The sequence below is a fragment of the Levilactobacillus namurensis DSM 19117 genome (assembly GCF_001434785.1).
GTDB lineage: Bacteria > Bacillota > Bacilli > Lactobacillales > Lactobacillaceae > Levilactobacillus > Levilactobacillus namurensis.
In genome coordinates this window covers 51991-69799 of sequence record NZ_AZDT01000055.1, presented here as the reverse complement: position 1 = coordinate 69799, position 17809 = coordinate 51991, and the positions used below count along the sequence as shown (strand labels likewise).

The 17809-nt window shown below is 51.3% G+C and carries 17 protein-coding genes and 2 CRISPR repeat arrays; of the genes, 14 read left to right on the top strand and 3 right to left on the bottom strand.

Features of this window, described 5'->3' with window-relative positions; all coding sequences use genetic code 11:
- Positions 1-64 precede the first annotated feature (64 nt).
- On the top strand, positions 65-1435 hold the full coding sequence (gene rlmD / locus FD30_RS08185) for a 23S rRNA (uracil(1939)-C(5))-methyltransferase RlmD (protein ID WP_056944618.1): 1371 nt from the start codon (positions 65-67) through the stop codon (positions 1433-1435).
- 216 nt (positions 1436-1651) lie between these two features.
- A CRISPR array of direct repeats spans positions 1652-2045; the repeat unit is 28 nt; unit sequence GTGTTCCCCGTGTGTACGGGGGTGATTC.
- Positions 2046-2271: 226 nt separating this feature from the next.
- On the opposite strand, the gene FD30_RS08180 is transcribed toward rlmD, so the two are convergent.
- On the bottom strand, positions 2272-2814 hold the full coding sequence (locus FD30_RS08180) for a TetR family transcriptional regulator (RefSeq protein WP_056944617.1): 543 nt from the start codon (positions 2812-2814) through the stop codon (positions 2272-2274).
- Positions 2815-2981: 167 nt separating this feature from the next.
- On the opposite strand from FD30_RS08180, the gene FD30_RS08175 reads away from it, so the two are divergent.
- The 5 genes from FD30_RS08175 (at position 2982) to FD30_RS08145 (ending at position 7278) form a co-directional block, all read left to right on the top strand.
- On the top strand, positions 2982-3209 hold the full coding sequence (locus FD30_RS08175; RefSeq protein WP_056944616.1) for a hypothetical protein: 228 nt from the start codon (positions 2982-2984) through the stop codon (positions 3207-3209).
- A gap of 11 nt (positions 3210-3220) precedes the next feature.
- Positions 3221-4084: an NmrA family NAD(P)-binding protein gene (locus tag FD30_RS08170; RefSeq protein WP_056944615.1), complete on the top strand. Its 864-nt coding sequence runs from the start codon at positions 3221-3223 to the stop codon at positions 4082-4084.
- Between the two features lie 247 nt (positions 4085-4331).
- Positions 4332-4946: a DUF3841 domain-containing protein gene (locus tag FD30_RS08165; protein WP_056944614.1), complete on the top strand. Its 615-nt coding sequence runs from the start codon at positions 4332-4334 to the stop codon at positions 4944-4946.
- Between the two features lie 1454 nt (positions 4947-6400).
- The gene (locus FD30_RS11790) at positions 6401-6562 is read left to right on the top strand and encodes a hypothetical protein (protein ID WP_225426499.1); all 162 of its coding nucleotides are present in this window, start codon (positions 6401-6403) and stop codon (positions 6560-6562) included.
- Positions 6563-6747: 185 nt separating this feature from the next.
- A complete protein-coding gene (locus FD30_RS08145; protein ID WP_056944611.1) occupies positions 6748-7278 on the top strand; it encodes a GNAT family N-acetyltransferase in 531 nt (176 codons plus the stop codon).
- A gap of 899 nt (positions 7279-8177) precedes the next feature.
- Here FD30_RS08145 and FD30_RS08135 read toward each other — a convergent pair.
- A complete protein-coding gene (locus FD30_RS08135; protein WP_056944609.1) occupies positions 8178-8453 on the bottom strand; it encodes a type II toxin-antitoxin system RelB/DinJ family antitoxin in 276 nt (91 codons plus the stop codon).
- A 187-nt stretch (positions 8454-8640) separates the two neighbouring features.
- Positions 8641-8974: a CRISPR direct-repeat array (repeat unit 29 nt; unit sequence GTGTTCCCCGCGTGTGTGGGGGTGATTCT).
- Positions 8975-9164: 190 nt separating this feature from the next.
- On the opposite strand from FD30_RS08135, the gene FD30_RS08130 reads away from it, so the two are divergent.
- Both FD30_RS08130 and FD30_RS08125 read left to right on the top strand, forming a co-directional pair.
- Positions 9165-9443, top strand: coding sequence for a hypothetical protein (locus tag FD30_RS08130; RefSeq protein WP_056944608.1), 279 nt, complete (start codon positions 9165-9167; stop codon positions 9441-9443).
- Positions 9444-9556: 113 nt separating this feature from the next.
- Positions 9557-10948: an MFS transporter gene (locus FD30_RS08125; protein WP_056944607.1), complete on the top strand. Its 1392-nt coding sequence runs from the start codon at positions 9557-9559 to the stop codon at positions 10946-10948.
- A 69-nt stretch (positions 10949-11017) separates the two neighbouring features.
- Here the strand turns inward: FD30_RS08125 and FD30_RS08120 are convergent, their stop codons facing one another.
- Positions 11018-11887, bottom strand: a complete 870-nt coding sequence (locus tag FD30_RS08120; protein WP_056944606.1) for a LysR family transcriptional regulator — start codon at positions 11885-11887, stop codon at positions 11018-11020.
- Positions 11888-12003: 116 nt separating this feature from the next.
- Here FD30_RS08120 and FD30_RS08115 point away from each other — a divergent pair, with 116 nt between their 5' ends.
- The 6 genes from FD30_RS08115 to FD30_RS08090 all read left to right on the top strand — a co-directional run bounded on the left by FD30_RS08115 (position 12004) and on the right by FD30_RS08090 (position 17802).
- Positions 12004-12894, top strand: coding sequence for an aldo/keto reductase (locus tag FD30_RS08115; protein ID WP_056944605.1), 891 nt, complete (start codon positions 12004-12006; stop codon positions 12892-12894).
- Complete coding sequence (locus tag FD30_RS08110) at positions 12891-13757, top strand: aldo/keto reductase (protein WP_056944604.1); 867 nt, start codon at positions 12891-12893, stop codon at positions 13755-13757. The genes FD30_RS08115 and FD30_RS08110 overlap by 4 nt, the downstream gene beginning before the upstream one ends.
- A 261-nt stretch (positions 13758-14018) precedes the next feature.
- Positions 14019-15455: a gamma-glutamylcysteine synthetase gene (locus FD30_RS08105; protein WP_056944603.1), complete on the top strand. Its 1437-nt coding sequence runs from the start codon at positions 14019-14021 to the stop codon at positions 15453-15455.
- Positions 15456-15482: 27 nt separating this feature from the next.
- On the top strand, positions 15483-16376 hold the full coding sequence (locus FD30_RS08100) for a LysR family transcriptional regulator (protein ID WP_056944602.1): 894 nt from the start codon (positions 15483-15485) through the stop codon (positions 16374-16376).
- A gap of 149 nt (positions 16377-16525) precedes the next feature.
- Entirely contained in the window at positions 16526-17059 is a 534-nt protein-coding gene (locus FD30_RS08095; RefSeq protein ID WP_056944601.1) for a flavodoxin, read from the top strand.
- Positions 17059-17802: an SDR family oxidoreductase gene (locus FD30_RS08090; RefSeq protein ID WP_056944600.1), complete on the top strand. Its 744-nt coding sequence runs from the start codon at positions 17059-17061 to the stop codon at positions 17800-17802. Before FD30_RS08095 ends, FD30_RS08090 begins: the two co-directional genes overlap by 1 nt.
- Positions 17803-17809 lie beyond the last annotated feature (7 nt).

The window sequence follows — 17809 nt, the reverse complement described above, 5'->3', positions numbered from 1 at the left end:
AGGGGATTTTGCGTCATAATGGTGCAAAGTCCCTTTTTTAACGCTTAGAAAATATGAGGTAATTATGAAAAGCACAGCACCAGTAAAGAAGAACCAACAGTTAGACGTCACCATTACGGACCTGACCTACCAAGGGTTAGGCTTAGCTAAGGTCGACGACTTTTCCCTGTTTATCGAAAACGCCTTACCCGGCGAAGTGGTCACGATTCAAGTGACTAAGGTCCAAAAGCACTACGGGTTCGCACGGGTCGTGGCCTTCAAGACCACGTCACCTGACCGGGTCACCGATGTCGATAAGACTTACCGGCAGACGGGCATCGCGCCTTTGCAGCATCTGAGTTATCCGGCGCAATTGGCGTTCAAGCATGACCAGATCGCCGAGTTGTTCAAGAAAGCCCACATTGACGTGGCCGTGGCCCCGACTTTGGGGATGGACCACCCGACTCAGTACCGGAACAAGGCTCAAGTGCCGGTTCGGCAGCTCAAGGGCCAACTGGAGACCGGTTTCTACCGGCAACACAGCCATGACCTGATTCCGCTGGAAGACTTCTATATCCAGGACCCCGAGATCGATAAGGCCATCGTGAAGGTCCGCGACCTGTTACGGCAGTTCCAGATTCCTGCTTACGATGAAATCAACGATAAGGGCGTCATCCGCAACATCATGGTACGGCGGGGCTACTACAGTCACGAGATGATGATCGTCTTGATCAGTCGTCAGCAGAAGATTCCGAGTCAGGCCCAACTGGTGGAGCAGATTCACCAGGCGCTACCTGAGGTCAAGAGCATCGTGTTAAACGTCAACGCCAAGCGGACCAACGTAATCATGGGGAACGTGACGCGGGTCCTTTACGGCAAGCCGACGATTGAAGACCAATTGATGGGCTTAACGTTTGCGATTTCGGCACGGTCCTTCTACCAAGTGAACCCGCAACAGACGGAAAAGCTCTACCAGATGGCCATTGATAAGGCCGGCCTGACGGGCAACGAGACGGTGATTGATGCCTACTGTGGGATTGGGACCATTTCATTGGCCCTGGCCAAGCACGCCAAGCAGGTCTACGGGGTCGAAATCGTCCCTGAGGCCATTGAGGATGCGAAGGTTAACGCCCAGAAGAACCACCTGACCAACGTGGACTTCGCCGTGAACAAGGCGGAAGATCAGATGGCGCAGTGGCAGGCAGATGGCGTCAAGCCGGACGTGATCGTGGTCGATCCACCACGAAAGGGCTTGGCTCCTAGCTTGATTGAAAGTGCCGCTAAGATGGCGCCGCGCAAGGTGGTTTACGTTAGCTGTAACCCATCGACGCTGGTCCGCGACGTGGCCCACTTCGAAGAGTTGGGATACGTAATCGATGGGGACATTCAACCCGTCGACCAGTTCCCACAGACGCCGCACGTGGAATCGGTGACGGTGCTGAAGCGGAAAGACTAAGGTTATGTCAAAATAAAGCGTGCTCGCAGCATCTGACAGTCGTCAGGTGAGCGGGCACGCTTTTTGAGTGGGATGAATTATTGGAATCCTTGTGAGAGATTGTGTTTTTTGGAGGCCATGCATTTGCCGGCTAGCTGGGTGGCAGGTATAATCGTAAGTGATTAAATTTGGCGAATAGCCGTTTTGCGAATGCTGATTTGGCGGTGTTTGTTTAGTGTGTTCCCCGTGTGTGCGGGGGTGATTCCAATAACAAGCAAAACAGTTTACTCTGTTAAGGGTGTTCCCCGTGTGTGCGGGGGTGATTCCTCATCAATTCGATTTTGCAATTTCATGGTCGCGTGTTCCCCGTGTGTACGGGGGTGATTCCTGTAATTTCGTAGCCAACGACTTTCCGGCCGTGTGTTCCCCGTGTGTACGGGGGTGATTCTCGGTAAACTGCTTAGATTAATCAATATGGAAGGTGTTCCCCGTGTGTACGGGGGTGATTCCCTGTGCGTCGGTGTACTTTGGTTCAGCACCTGGTGTTCCCCGTGTGTACGGGGGTGATTCTGACTACATGCCAGGGTCCTACGATGAATTAGCGTGTTCCCCGTGTGTACGGGGGTGATTCCTAATCTCTTCCAATTGGCAGTTTTTGCCTGTGTATGCGGAGGTGATTTTAATCTTTGGCTGGTGAATTAATGACTAACAAAAGGCTGTTACTTTAATCTTGGAAAGGATAAAGTGACAGCTTTTTTAACTAAGAAGTTATTCGGTTAGTCGTAAAATGATAGCTTTAGGGTATACAACTAATGATGGTAACTAAGTCAGTATTGGTATCGTTTGCCGGTATGGGACTAGAAGTTTTTAGATAACGCTTGTTTCAGAAAATCGGGGGTTCGTTGATATTCAAATATGCAGAGATCATTAAGCGGAATGTCCAGTTGGTCGTAAAGTAGTTCTTGAAACAAAGCCATAGTACCGTAGGTGTGGTACTTAATGGCTAGGGTCTGCTCAACGGTTAAGTGTTCCTGATGATAATTACTCATCACGGCCTGCGTGGCCAACTTAAGATTGAACTGGTAGATGTAATGATTAATTGAATTTTGGGAGTTAACTTGGTACACCTGCCGATAAAAGCTCTTGTGGCTGAGAAGTTGTTGGGTTACCTGGATCAATAGGCTAATTGTATAAGAATGAGCTTGGTTGGTTGCTTGAATGTAGTCTTGACGAAACATCCAGGCTACTAGCGCATATTTATCGGTAAAGTGGTTATAAAAAGTTTGCGGTGAAATCTGGCAGGCACGACAAAGAGTTGTGACGCGAACTTTTTCAAAAGGGGTCGTAGTTAATAGCGCTTCTAGGGTGTGAGCAATGAGCCAATTCGTTTGATTTTGCATGGTGTGGGGCCTCCTGACTGGGGGAATTTAGGATCAGTTTAACGATAAAGTGGACAATTTTCAATTTTTATCCATATTTTGGATGAAATTAATATTTTAGGAATTGTTCAGCAAGAAAATACTAGTCATAATGGGCAACAGCACTTTACGTTATTGGAGGACTTCTTATGAAAAACGTTGTTATTTTAATTAGGTCTACCCGACGTGTAGGACGGCTGGATCAATTAACCCAAACTTTTATCGATGTTTTATTGGGCGTTGCGGGTGGTCATGATTATCAAAGTTTAACCGATTGGTATCATAATTTTGAGCATTACTTGCATTGGCCTAGTTGGGGGGAAGTTTTAGGAAGTGATCAGGTTCAGGCTGCTCAAAATTTGGGAACGGCATTTTAGGAGGTTAATTTATGAAAATTTTAGTAACAGGAGCTACTGGTGGATACGGGCAACGAGCGTTGAAAAGTCTCCGACAATTCGCATCTGTAGGTACCGAGTTATATGGGTTGGTTCGAAACACGAACCACAATCAGGAATTACAGGAACAGGGCGTGACACCGCGAATTGGTGATTATCGGGACCCAGCGTCCTTGCAGCAAGCTTTTCGCGATATTGATCGGATACTTTTCGTTTCTGTGCCAGACCAAAACCTTCAACGAAATGTTGTCCAAGCCCTTCAGCGAAGTACTATTAAATTTGTAGCGTATACTAGTCTTTTCGGCCTAGAATATCCAAAGTTTGGGTTGGAACAAAATCACCGTGAAACTGAGCGATTACTCCGTGCTACAGGAATTTCGCATACGTTTTTGCGTAATGGCTTCTATCTTGAAATGGTTGCACCGCAACTTAAAGCAGCGATACAAACTGGTTATTTATCAGATGCTTCGGCTGGTGGTCGGGTAGCCTGGGTCCTTAAGCAAGATTTAGCTGAGGCCGGTGCTCGGGTGGTTTTAGCTGATCACACCCCGGAAATCGTGAACTTAGCTGGTCGTCCAGTAACGTACCAGGAGTTAGGTCAAGTGGCAGCTAAAGTTGCTCAAAAGACGATTCAGGTACATGAGGTCTCAGGGACCCAGTTGCTAGATAATTTAGCAATGGCACACTTAACGCCAATGGAACAGCAATTAACGGCAGCTTATCAAAGTTACGCGCAGGTTGGACATAATGGCGAAGACGTGGCAGATTCACGTACACTTGAACAAATTTTGGGTCGTCCGGTGACGGATTTAGCTGTGGCGGTAGAACAAATTTTAAATGATCCAAAGATGCTATAAAAGTGAAAAGGGCTATTCAAAATCCCCTTAGGATTAATAGATGGAAGACTAATATTTCATCTATTAATTTTAAGAGGATTTTACGATATTTGGAAGGCGCTAGTGACGGCTACTACTCAATTTGATACACTTTTAAGGACTATACAGGATACCCTTTGACAATTCAGGGACCTCTTTACGATCAATGCTAACGGGTTTTAAAAAAATGGCTGGTTTGGACATTACCGGTTGGAAATGAGGATAAACGATGATTGTTTGGACCAATCAACCTTACAGTGTGTACCAGCAACTTAAGAAAACGGGGCGCTTCGTGTGTGATCCACGGCAGGCGCTGGACCACGAGTTCACAGATTATGCCGCTGCGTATCACTGGATGCAAATACAATTGAAGCGTAAGGTTGGTTTGCCACCAGCCGATGTGACAACGCCAATTTGGGCTTGGTATCGACGAAATTGGCACCACCAACGCCCTGATTTTCGTGATCGACATGATTACGCCGACCAAGTGTGTCTTGAGGTGGAAGTCGCAGAATCGCAAATCTTACTGAGTGATTTTGAACACTGGAACTTTGTCTTAAACGACTGGCGTATTTCGATGGTAACTAGTGAAGCAGCTTGGGAACAGGATCAAGCGTGGTTTATGAGTCTTCCTAAGGCACAACAGCAACGCGTGAAGCACCACTCGTGGCAGCAAATTTTTGACATTACCCAGCGACACGGCGACTGGGAAAAGAATGGTGATACGGTCCAGGGGTGTTTCTGGGAACTGCGCTGGCCCCAAGTTCGCCGGGCGTGGCGTTTGCGGGGGCGAGAAAGGGCTGTTGAGCTTGAAGTTAGTAGAACGGAACCGTTTTATGATTAATCAATAATCGGATTATATATTGTGAGATAAAAAGTACAAATTCAAAAGTATCAGTAATATGTTTAGGATAAGAAATAAATGGTTAGTTCTGCTGACGCATAAAAAAGACCGGTCGGTAACACTAATCATTCATGATCAAACGGGCATCTTAACCGAACAGGGATATCAGGACACGACAACCACCTACCTGTTGCAGGATGGATCAGCTAAGCATGTGGTACAAGCGGCTTTTAAACGTGAATTTCCGCGGAGTTATCAGGTTTATGTGGTGAAATAGTATTTTTGGTTGTGGGGATATTTAGATAATTGTAGGAAATTACGTTTTTAGAGGCTATAGGTTTGCTGGTCAGCTCGATGATTGCGTATACTAGTAGGCAACCGGACCGATTAGAATCATTGCCTATAACTAATGTTAAAAATCATCCAATTTTGGAGTTTAATGGTTGTGTAGACAAAGTTACTGCCGTTACAGAGACATATATAATCCCACCGTAGCGCTGTTTAAAGGTAATGTGTAATTCATTGAAGGTGGTCACGGCACGTGGAGTCGGTGATGGTGCTGAAGCTTATGTAAAACGAAGCGTGCTCGCAGCATCTGACGGTTGTCAGGTGGGCGGGCACGCTTTTTGAGTGGGATGGATTATTGGAATCCTTGTGAGAGATTGTGGTTTTTGAAGACCATGTATTTGCCGGCTAACTGGGTGGCAAGTATAATCGTAAGTGATTAAATTTGGTGGATAGCTGTTTTTGCGAATGCTGATTTGGCGGCGTTTGTTTAGAGTGTTCCCCGTGTGTGCGGGGGTGATTCTATCGGGACTCCAGCGGATTCCGGGACGGACTTGTGTTCCCCGTGTGTGCGGGGGGAATTTTCGCAACAGCGAATTATTAAATGGCGTCTTTACGTTTACGCGTGAAGGTGCTATTTTTTAGGCCATGATATACATAATTCAAATTGAAAAACGCTTAAACACTGACTAAAATGAAGAGGGTGATATAAAGGGAGTGGTGAAATTTAGCGGAGATGATGAAATGATAACGGTAATCTTTGATCAGCGCGGATGCAAGGCGTTTTTCAAACGCTACGTGCATCAACAAGCAATCATTGAACGACAAATTTCAGATGCTGTTAATCGGGAAATCGCGACTGGAATGACGAAAGTCAAGCTGGCAACCCGTACTAAGGTATCTGGAGCTTCCTGTTACGAATTTCGTACAAACTTAGGTAAATTGGGATCTGCGCGCCTAGCTTTTATACATCAAGGTCACCGTGCCATCGTAGTGTTTATCAGTCACGACTTACAAAAGTCCACGTTTAGTCACGAGCTCATCCAAATCCTGGGGGTGACTAAATGAAGTGTATCCCCTTGAAACAAGCGACTACACTGATGAAGCAAATGCTTAAAACGTCGCGCCCTGGGCGATTGGTGCTACTAACGCGCAAGAAGGATCGGTCGGTGACACTGACGATTACACAACAACGGGTAACGTTGGTTGAACAGGGGTATCGCAACGTTACGACTACCTATCCCGTGACTGTTGGTACGGCCAAACATGCTGCCCAAGCTGCTTTCAAGCGTGAATTTCCCCGAAGCCACCAAGTGTATGTCGGAGAATAATCTAAAAAAATGATGATGGTGGTCTGCCAAGATATAGTACGGGGAATGCTTTTCTTGGGTAGTGATGATACATAGTAATTGTGAAAAGCTGTTATGGCCTGTCACTTTTTGTGGTATAGTTGTTCGGTGGTCATGCGTGTAAGATGTTTTAGGGAGCAATTCTTAGTGAAGGAGGAAATAAATCGATGACTTTCGATGCAGTTAGGACTTTAACTTCAGCTGATTTGGAACTCCTTATCCAGTTTTACCAAGCTGTATGTGCCCAGCAATCTGGGGACGACACCCCAGACTGGCATTGGGGTGAGTATCCTAGCCGGAACCTGTTGCGGGAGGCTTTACAGACTCGGCGTGTCATAGCTGGGTTCATCGACCAGAAGGTTGTGGCAGCCGGTATCCTATCAGTTGGGGACGATGAAAATTATCAAGGTGTGAACTGGTCTTACGTTGTTGTTGATCGTCAGATTGCGGTCCTACACCTTTTGGCCGTCCATCCGGATTTTCGTCGTCGAGGGTTGGCTACGGCACTCATGCAAGCGCTGGTTCAGGCAGCTCGAGATGCGGGTCAGCGGGTCATTCACCTAGACGTATTGACTCGTGATGCGTCAGCAGAGCAGTTTTATCGCCGATATGGATACCGTTTTGTGGAGGAACGAATCTTAAATTACGATGACATTGGTGAGACAGCAGCGCGAATATATGAGCTGATGGCGGATTGAGTAGATTAGCCGCTGGTTTTAGATGAAAGAGGAGTAGCGGACCATCATCCGCTACTTCTGAGTGTGATTAGGGAGTAAGAACGATTTAGGATAAGCTAGCCTTTGTGGTTAGCTTTTTTATTGTAGGGGTATTTAGATAATTGTGGGAAATGGTGTTTTTTAAGATCATACTAGTGGTGGTTGGCTTGAGGGGTAGGTATAATTATAGTTAGATTAAGTGATTAAGTTTGTTGGGTTGTCGATTTAAGAACGTTGATTTGGCGGCGTTTGTTTAGTGTGTTCCCCGCGTATGTGGGGGTGATTCTATCATTCATCCTGCATTTCCTCTTTCCTGATAGTGTTCCCCGTGTGTGGGGGGGTGATTCTTGTAGAAGCGTGCTGCACCTTCAATCGTCTTGGTGTTCCCCGCGTATGTGGGGGTGATTCCAACAAAATAGCTCATCGAAGTTTTTATATTTGGTGTTCCCCGTGTATGCGGGGGTGATCCTCATCAAAAAAGGCCTCGCGATTGCGAGGACTTGTGTTCTCCGTGTGTGAGGGAATTTAGTTTGATGCCTTATTAAGGCGTATGCCGGACTCTCTTTGAACTAATTTGCTTCAGGAACTCGTGAAGACGTGAAGTGTCGGCATCACTCAGTGTGCCAATGTAGCTAATTTTTGTGGTCCCTTTAGTAAGCAAATAAATTTGATAAGCGTCAATCCAGGAGTGTTTCTTTAACCCAGTAGTCAGATAATCCTCGATTTCGAAGTACCACTGTTTCATGAACTTAGACTTGCCTGTGTACTTAGTAGTGATGTCAAAGAAGAAGATTTTGTCTGGTGTTTCACGGAGGATGTAGATGGGCCGACGCTTTCCACCAGGTATTTGGATAAAGCGGACGTAAGCAGTCGCGATAGTCTTAGTCATCTTTTTCTGCCCAATCCTTTATCTCTTCTGGTGTTTTTAAGTCTTTAACTGGCCAGTCGGTGGTTAGTTTCTGGATAGCCAGTTCGTCTTTTTCCCGTTGAGTTAACTCAGCGGGAAAAGGCAATGCTCCCTGAGCGACCAAACGCTTGTAGAACATTGTAATTGCGGTCGTAGGTGTTAAACCGAGCTCGCTGAGAACGGCATCGCCTTCGTCAGCAAGAGATCGATCAACTTGAACGTGGATTCGCTTTTTAGTTGTTTGTGTCATAGTTAATCCCCTCCTAGTTATCTTGTACTCATATTGTACTAGCTTATGAGTAGATTCCCAAGTAAGAAGTACGATGCTTGAAAGATAAGGTTAAATTTCTTTTAGTTTTAGTGGGGGAGAGTAGTTAAGTGATTAAATTTGATAGGTAGTCGATTTACAAACATTGATTTGACGGCGTTTGCTTAGTGTGTTCCCCGCGTGTGTGGGGGTGATTCCATTGGAATTGTTAGGTTAATCATACCTGTTTAGTGTTCCCCGCGTGTGTGGGGGTGATTCCTAATCCTACTGAATCGTTTGTTCGTCTAATCGGTGTTCCCCGCGTGTGTGGGGGTGATTCTTCAACCGATCATGACCACTTACGATGACTACAGTGTTCCCCGCGTGTGTGGGGGTGATTCTGATATTTGCTGTTTAGTTGGTCAAAAAAGGTTGTGTTCCCCGCGTGTGTGGGGGTGATTCTATCCGTCGGTTCTCGTACGGAATCCGTCGTAAGTGTTCCCCGCGTATGCAGGGGAGAGTCTCCACTTGTATTTAGTCTATCGGGTGGTATGATAAAGCCAAGAATGTTATCCCTTACAATCCGGTAAGGTGATATCAGCCATAAAAGTTGTTGTATAGAATGCAACGACAGTCAGTTTAGGTGGACTATCCGTCAGTGGTGGTCCGTTTCGTGTGCTCAGGTGATTAACTTAGTCCGAGGAGGCTAAAATGATGCAAGCACAAATGGTGACCTATCCCGTCATTCTTCATCCGGATAACGGTGAGTATAATGTTGAGATTCCCGATATCAATCATGGCACGTGGATCCGTGGCACCAGCGCGGCACAAGCTTTGATTGTTGCGCGTGACATTATTGGTAAGACGTTGGCGCGGGTGACGGACTTACCCGCCGCTACACCATCTGGTGAGTTGGAGTTAGCGGAATATGACGTGGAACACTTGGTAACGGTCAATTTAGCAGACTTTCGGATTCCTGAGACCAGCAGATAAAAGAAGATTTAACGGGCATTCAGTGACGACTGGGTGCCCCTTTTTTATGGCGGTTAAACTGGACACCCCGTGCTAAAATAAACTTAAACACAAAACAAAGAGGGCATCAAACCATGGAAAATCAGATTCATCCCCGCACTTGGGGCGCCATCTTGTCGGTGGCCTTACTTAGCTTACTGGGGATCATGACCGAGACGTCGATGAACGTGACGTATCCGGAACTCTCCCGGGAGTTTGGCATTTCACTAGACATGACGCAGTGGATCACCACGGCCTACCTCCTGATGGTGACCATTATGATGGGGACCACCGCGTACCTCCTGAAAAAGTATCATCCCCAGCATCTGCAAGTTATCGCGGTCATCGCGTTCGTGGTCGGCGACGTCATCTGCGCCGTTGCCCCCAGCTTCACCATCCTGCTGGTTGGCCGGTTGGTCCAGGCCACCGCGACCGGGCTAGCCACGCCGATTCTCTTTCACCTGATCTTCACCCAAGTGCCACGCGCCAAGCTGGGGATGATGACCGGCATCGCCGGGATGATCATTTCCCTGGCCCCCGCGTTAGGGCCGACGTACGGCGGGCTAGTCTCGTCGACCATGAGTTGGCGGATGATCTTCTGGTTCCTGTTACCGTTCGGTCTAATCAGCTTGATTGGTGGTCAGATCTTTGTCCGGGGTGAAGTCAGCGCGCACCCCAAGCCGTTTAGCTGGCCCAGCTTCATCGCGTTAGCCTTAGCGATGCTGACCTGGGTCTACGCTTTTTCCGTGATTGGCAAGCAGGGCTTTAGCCTAAGTTTCTGGGGCTTACTGGTGTTGGCCGTGGTGCTCTTTGGCGGGTTCGTCTGGCAAAATAACCGGGGAGCCGCGCAGTTAGTCAACCTCCAAGTCTTCCGGCACGCGGCGGTCCGCGACGATGCACTGACCTACTTCGGCCTCCAATTCTTAAACATCGGGATCTCCGTGGTGATTCCCGTTTACGCCCAGTACGTCCTGCATACCGGGGCCCTGTTAGCCGGGATTATCCTCTTACCGGGGACGCTAGTTGGCGCGGTCATCTCGCCACTGGCGGGCCACTTGGCTGACCAACGCGGATTCCAACTGCCGATACGCATCGGGACCAGCCTGTTGGTGGTGGGGGCGCTGTGTTTCTTAGCCTTCCAGCCGAAACTCACCGCGCTGTGGCTGTTAGTCTTCTTCATCGTCCTACGAGCCGGGTTCAACTTCTGTTTCTCCAACACGATTTCCAATGCCACCACGCAGGTTCCCGTCCAAGCGGCGACCGACATCAGTTCGCTCTTCAACATGGTCCAACAGTTGGCGGGGGCGACCGGCGTGGTCTTCTTGACGGCCTTAATGGCGATTTTCCAAAATCAAGGCCAGGGCAGTCTGGCGACGCGCACCTACCAGGGTGGCCGGGTCGACTTCTGGATCACCTTGCTCCTAGCCGTGGCCATTGCGGGCATCAGTGCCATCAACTATCACCGGCAGAGTCACGCAACGAACTAACACTGAAGGCGTCTGGGACTATCCCGGACGCCTTTTTTTCTTGACGAGACACTGCCTCGGGTCCCACGCTTAATCGTCCGGCCAATGCGCACGTAACGCCGCCAGCACTGGCTTAACTCGTTGCCGGTCAGCCTTGAGGTAGCTGGCGTAGATGGGCATCTGGGCGGCCGCGTCACGGATGGGGCGGCGTACGCGGTGGTCCGTCGGGGTGGCCACGTGCGGGTCGAAGCGCGAGAGGTTGGTGCTGAAGTAGGGAAAGTCGGAGTAGGTGGTGATTTCACGAAAGGCGCTGGGCTGGGTCTGGTAGAGGAACTTGGCCTGCGGAATCTCCCGTTGGATCACCTCGCGCCAGCTGCCGATATCTTGGAGCACCAGGAAGCTCATCCCCCGGAGCTCCGCAAAGGTCACGGTGGTCTGGTTGGCTTGGTACATGAACTGGTCGAGGTTGACCGCGAGCTTTTCGCGTCCTAAGTAGCGCGATTCCAGTGTCGGTGTCTGTAACTCCCGTTGGGTCAAGACTAGGGTCGCTTGGTGCGTGGTCAACAGATCGGTGGCCTGGTCGATGGGTGAAAAGGTCGTGGTCACACTCAGTGCCTGGTCGGTGTGCTGGGCAATCTGGCGGGCCAACAGGAGTGGTCCGGGCAGGGTCGCGGTGATGGTCAAGACCCGTTGGGCGTGGTCGAACGCCTGGACCTGAGTTGAGAACGCTTGATGTTGCGCCATGAGCCGGGTCGCCAGTTCCGCAGCGTGGCGCCCAGTGGCCGTCAGCGTGATTCGGTTGGGCTGCCGGTCGAAGAGTTGCACCCCCAGGTCGTCTTCAAGCTTCTGCATCCCCCGGGTCACCGTGGGTTGGGTGACGTGCAATTGTTGGGCAGTCTTCGCCAACGTCCCAGTCCGGCTAAAGGCTACCAGTTCTTCCAGCAAATAGGGTTCGATCATGACATCAGCTCCTTAGTATACGTTATCTGTATACTAGTATAGCCAACGGGTAATTTTCAAGTCATTGGTTTGGCAGTAGGATGGAGTCAATCAAGTGATACAGAAAGGATGATTCGATGGCAAAAATTCCCACAACCACCTTAAGCAACGGGGTCCCGATGCCCCAGTTAGGCTTCGGGGTGTTCCAAGTCCCAGACCTCGCCGAATGTGAAACGGCGGTCACGGCCGCGATCCAAGCCGGGTACCGGCTGATTGACACGGCGACGGCCTACCAGAACGAAGAGGCCGTGGGGCGCGCGATTCAAAAGAGTGGCGTTCCCCGGGAAGATTTCTTCGTCACGTCGAAGCTCTGGGTCTCTGATTTCACCTACGAACGAGCAAAACGCGGTATCGATGCGTCGCTTAAGCGTTTAGGCTTAGATTACCTGGATCTCTACCTCTTACACCAACCCTATGGTGACGTGATGGGGGCTTGGCGGGCGCTTGAAGAGGCCTACCACGCCGGGAAGATTCGGGCCATCGGGGTCTCGAACTTCTACGCCGACCAGCTGAAAAACCTAGAACTGACCATGACGGTTCCACCAGTGCTCAACCAGATCGAAGTGAACCCCTGGTACCAGCAAGCCGACGAAGTACGCTTCAATCAAGGCGAGAATGTCCGGGTCGAAGCCTGGGCACCGTTCGCCGAAGGGCAGCACGACATCTTCACTAACCCGACCCTGCAGCAGATTGCGGCGGCTCACGGCAAAACGACCGGCCAAGTCATCTTGCGCTGGTTACTCCAACGGGGCATTACCGTGATCCCTAAGTCGGTTCACGCCGACCGGATGGCCCAAAACCTTGACGTCTTCGACTTTGAGTTAACCCCGGATGAGATGACCACCATCGCGACGCTGGACCGCCACGAAAGCCAATTCTTCGACCACCGCGACCCGGTCACCATCGAGCAGATCTTCGGGTCCAGCCTGGCGCAGTTACACGATGAAACTAAAGGAGGAAATAAATGATGACCACCCCTAAGATTCAATTAAATGATGGTACCCAGATTCCCGCTATCGGGTTCGGGACCTTCCAGATTCCCGCTGATGGCAGTACGGTCAAGGCCGTCAAGGAAGCCTTAGCAGCGGGGTACCGCCACATCGATACGGCCGTGGCGTACTTCAACGAAGCCGAAGTCGGTCAAGCGATTCGCGAGAGCGGCATTCCTCGCGAAGACATCTGGGTCACCAGTAAGCTGTGGCTCCAAGACTTCGGGTACGAACCCGCCAAGAAGGCCATCGACCTGTCCTTAAAGAAGCTGGGGCTGGATTATTTGGACCTCTACTTGATCCACCAGCCTTACGGCGACGTGCCGGGTGCTTGGCGGGCCATGGAAGAAGCCCAGCAGGCAGGGAAGCTTAAGTCCATCGGGGTCTCCAACATGACACCTAAGATCTGGAACCAGTTCGTCCCACAATTTACGGTCAAGCCATCGGTCAACCAAGTCGAGTTCAACCCGTACTTCCAGCAACGCGATTTGCGGCAGATTTTAGCGGCTGACGACGTGAAGCTTGAAGCCTGGGCACCGCTGGGTCAGGGTAACCGCGACCTGTTCAATGAACCGGTGATTCAACAACTTGCCCAGAAGTACGGCAAGGATGCCGGTCAGGTGATCTTGCGGTTTGAGAACCAAGAAGGCATCATCGTCTTCCCGAAGTCCGTTCACGCCGCACGGATCAAGAGCAACCTGGACATCTTTGACTTCCAGTTAACGGATGCCGAATTAGCCCAGATGCGGGCCTTAGACCAGGGCCACGGCCAACACGATCCCGACGCCCCTGGCGTTCAAGACATGCTGCTGTCGGCCTTTGACGTCCACGCCAACGATTAAGTTAACAGTTATCTTACGCTCCCAACTCGAGTGCGCGTTCAGCCGCACGAGTGGGGGCGTTTTTTTGACGATTACGGGCGGCTTAATTGATGGCAGGTTTTCGAACATGGGGGACAGTTCCGGTGGGGAAGCATGCTATAATAACGTCATCAGTAAAAATATTGTGTACGTGGGGAATCATGGGCTGAATTCGTGACAGGGCGGTCGTTAGTCGCTAGAATTTAGGTAGAATGGTTCTTGCAGTCAGGGGATGTTACCGCGATGTTAGAAAACTTATTAGCGGTTATTCGAGAAGAAAATTTATCAGAACAGCTTTACCATAGTTTAGTGGGGATCGAATTGACGGAACATCGGGTCGACCAGCAGGGTCACTTGAGTCAGCGTCCTCAACCGCTGCCTTGGCGGAATCGCCCGACCCATCCGTATCTGCGAACGGGAAAATTGCCCAGTCAAGTGGAACTGATCACGGAGCCGAACCCCAACATTGGTGGAACGCTAGACCGCTTGGACACGTTACAAACGGTGGTCTACCGTTCTTTGGAGGGCGAGGACCGCATCTGGCCGCTCAGCCTGCCACCGGTCTTGGCCCCTTCGGAGTTGACGCAACTAGGCTCGACCTGGCAAGCCGACTGGTTGACCGGCGTTCAGTTTCACTACAGCTTGCCGGATCCGGTGGTTCATCGCCTGTACAGCCATTACACGGCCGACTTCGACTCCGTGGTGGCGTTTAAAAATGAACTCTACTTCCGCTTAGCGCAGAACTTCGTCCGGTACCAGTGGCTCCTGACGTACCTCTTCGGGGCCAGTCCCATCGTGGAAGACGGCTTCTTCGAGACGGTCCCGGCAGACCTGAGTCATCCGGTGCGCAGTGTGCGGCAGAGCGGTGCCTTACCTAGCGGAACGCCCGTGACCTACACCTCGCTGGCGGCGCACCTAGGGAACCTCCAACGAATCATGGATGCCGGCAAGACGGTCATCAACGGTCCCGTGCGGTTACGGGGCCAGGTCAAGCCCCAGGACTTCTTGACCGGGGGTATCGGGTACCTGGAATTCCGGGGCTTTGACAACACGCCCTTTACCACCAATGGCGTGAGTCGCCACGCCATGTACTTCCTGAAGACCTTCTTGATCTACCTGCTGACCCAGGCCTCGCCGACCACCAACCTGGCCAGCGACTTAGCCGCCGCCCGGGACAAGAATACTGCGGTGGCGCTGGAGAATCCCAACGCGGCTACGCAGTTCCAAGCCCAAGGACAGGCCATCTTTAAGGCCATGCGAACCATGCTGGACCAACTGCACGCCCACACCGAACAACGGCGGGCCCTCGACGACTTAGAAGAGGTCTTGATGCACCCCGAGTTGACGCCCGCAGCCAAGCTGTTGACGCATATGGTGCACGGCAGCCTGATGGATTACGGCTTACGGGTCGCCAACGCGTGGCGCTACCAACGGCTATCGTCGACCGCGCTTTTGCCGGTCTACCAGACGCTCTCCGAACGGTGCCAACGTTTCATCTTAACGGCCATGCAGGCCGGCGTGCAATTCTACCAGGTCAAGGATGAGTTTGGCGCCGACCTCTTGCTCTTCACGTACCAGGGGGTCACCCAAGTCTTGCAGGAACAGGACACCCTGATGCGTGATCCCCGAGCGCGGTTGCGTCAGCTGTTCCCGGATCTACCGGAAGCGGGCAACCACTAGAACTCAGATAGTAAAGGAGACGGTTTCGTGGAGTTGCGGCTTTTACGCTACTTTTGGACGATTGCTGAAGAAGAGAACATTTCCCGGGCCGCCGAGTGCCTGCACGTGACGCAGCCGACCCTGAGTCGCCAACTCCGCGAACTCGAACAGGAGCTGGGGACGCCCCTCTTTGAACGCCAAAGTAAGGGGCTAGTCCTGACCGATGCCGGGTTGTTCCTGAAGAGTCGGGCGGGGGAGATCCTCCGGTTGACCCAGCAGACCACCCAGGAATTCGTGGATCGGCGCCAGCAGTTATTCAGCGGGCACCTGGCCATCGGGTGCGTCGAGGCCGATAATTCGGACACCTTAGCCATGATGCTCGAGGACTTCGTGAGCGACTATCCCCAGGTTACGTTCCACATCTTCAGCAGTGCCAGCGACATTATCACCGACCAGCTGGACAAGGGGTTATTAGACCTGGCGATTCTATTGGAACCGGTCAATACTGACAAATACGCGACGTTGACGTTACCGCGGACCGAGCAGTGGGGCTTATTGGTCTCCAAGGATGCCTTCGTGGCCCAGCAATCCAGCGTACATCCGGCCGATTTGGCGGGGATGCCCTTGATGCTGTCGAACCGGCCCGAGGTCCAGCAACTCATCTTGGATTGGTCGGGGCTCACGCGCGACCAATTAAACATCATTGGCACTTACAACCTGAGTTTTAACGTGTTGCCCTTAGTGACTCATCAGGTCGCAGCGGCCTTGATGATCGCCGGAGCCTTGTCGAACCGGCAACCGGCGGATACGCGCTTTATTCCGTTAGCCCCCACCATGCAGACCAACTGTGTGCTGGTCTGGCGGCGCGACCGGCTCTTAACCCCGGTCGTTCATGAATTTATTCACTACTTCCAACAAGCCTTTGGTTCAGCCAAGGCGTAAAAGGTCACCCACAAGCGGGTGGCCTTTTATAAACGCTATGGAATGCTTGTCAGGCATATCATAAATAATAAGAAGCATTAGACCTATACCAGTTGGGGTTGTAAACTAGGTTTTGTTGTTTAGGCAACGTAAGAAAGGATGTGAGACGGATGGCCGTTATCTTGGTGTTCTCATCCCCCGGAGAAACCCTATTACGGGGACGTCCCGTACCGGTAATGGTGGGCAACACCCAACGGGTCGCCACCCTGATTGGTCAGCGTCTCCACCTTAAGCCCCAGGCCATTGTCCCCCAGGTCCCGTATCCGCGGACCTATGCGGCACTTTTGACCCGGGCGCGTCAGGAACAAGCTGACCAGGCGCTACCAGCCCTGGAGCCACTCGCCCCGGCACTTTTAGCCGATCCGGTCTGGTTTTTAGGGTATCCCGTCTGGTTCGGAGATCTGCCCCGACCCGTGGTTAGTCTGCTACACCAGGCACACCCCAAGGTCGTGTTGCCGTTTGCAACGCACGAAGGTAGTGGCTTCGGGCAGAGCCTGACCACGCTCCACCAGAGAGTGCCCACCGCGCAGATCTATCCGGGATTACCGATTCGCGGGTCCCGGGTCGACCGCGCGGCGTGTGCGGTGGATCATTGGTTACAACAGTATTCAACTAGTTCATTAATAAAAAAGGAGATTGACTGATGACAGTTCAAGATAAAGTAATCGTTATTACCGGTGCCTCCTCCGGAATCGGGGAAGCCAGTGCCAAGTTATTGGCTAAAAATGGTGCCAAGGTGGTGCTGGGCGCCCGGCGGGAAAACCGGCTGCAGGCCATCGTCCAAGACATTCAAGACGCAGGTGGTCAGGCCAGTTACCGGGTCACGGACGTCACTAAGCCTGACCAGGTCCAAGCTTTGGTCGATCAAGCCCAACACGACTTCGGTGGCTTAGACGTCATCTTTAACAACGCCGGCATCATGCCCAACTCGCCGATTAGTGCGTTGCACGTGGACGAATGGAACGCGATGATTGACATCAACTTAAAAGGGGTGTTGAACGGCGTTGCGGCCGTCATGCCAACCTTTACCAGTCAAAAGCACGGCCAGATCATCACCACGTCTTCCGTGGCGGGCATCAAGAGTTTTGCGGGTTCCGGGGTTTACGGGGCCACGAAGTTTGCCGTCCGTAACCTGATGGAAGTCATCCGGATGGAAAGTGCCCAAGAGGGGACTAACATCCGCACGGCTTCCCTGTACCCGGCCGCGATTAACACCGAACTCTTGCACACCATCACCGACCAATCGACGGCTACTGGGATGCAGAAGTTCTACGACGCCGTGGGAATCACCCCGGACGCTGTTGCCCGGGTGGTCAACTTTGCGGTTGATCAGCCCGAAGACGTGAACGTCAATGAATTTACGATCTACCCAACCAAGCAAGCTTAATTTAAAA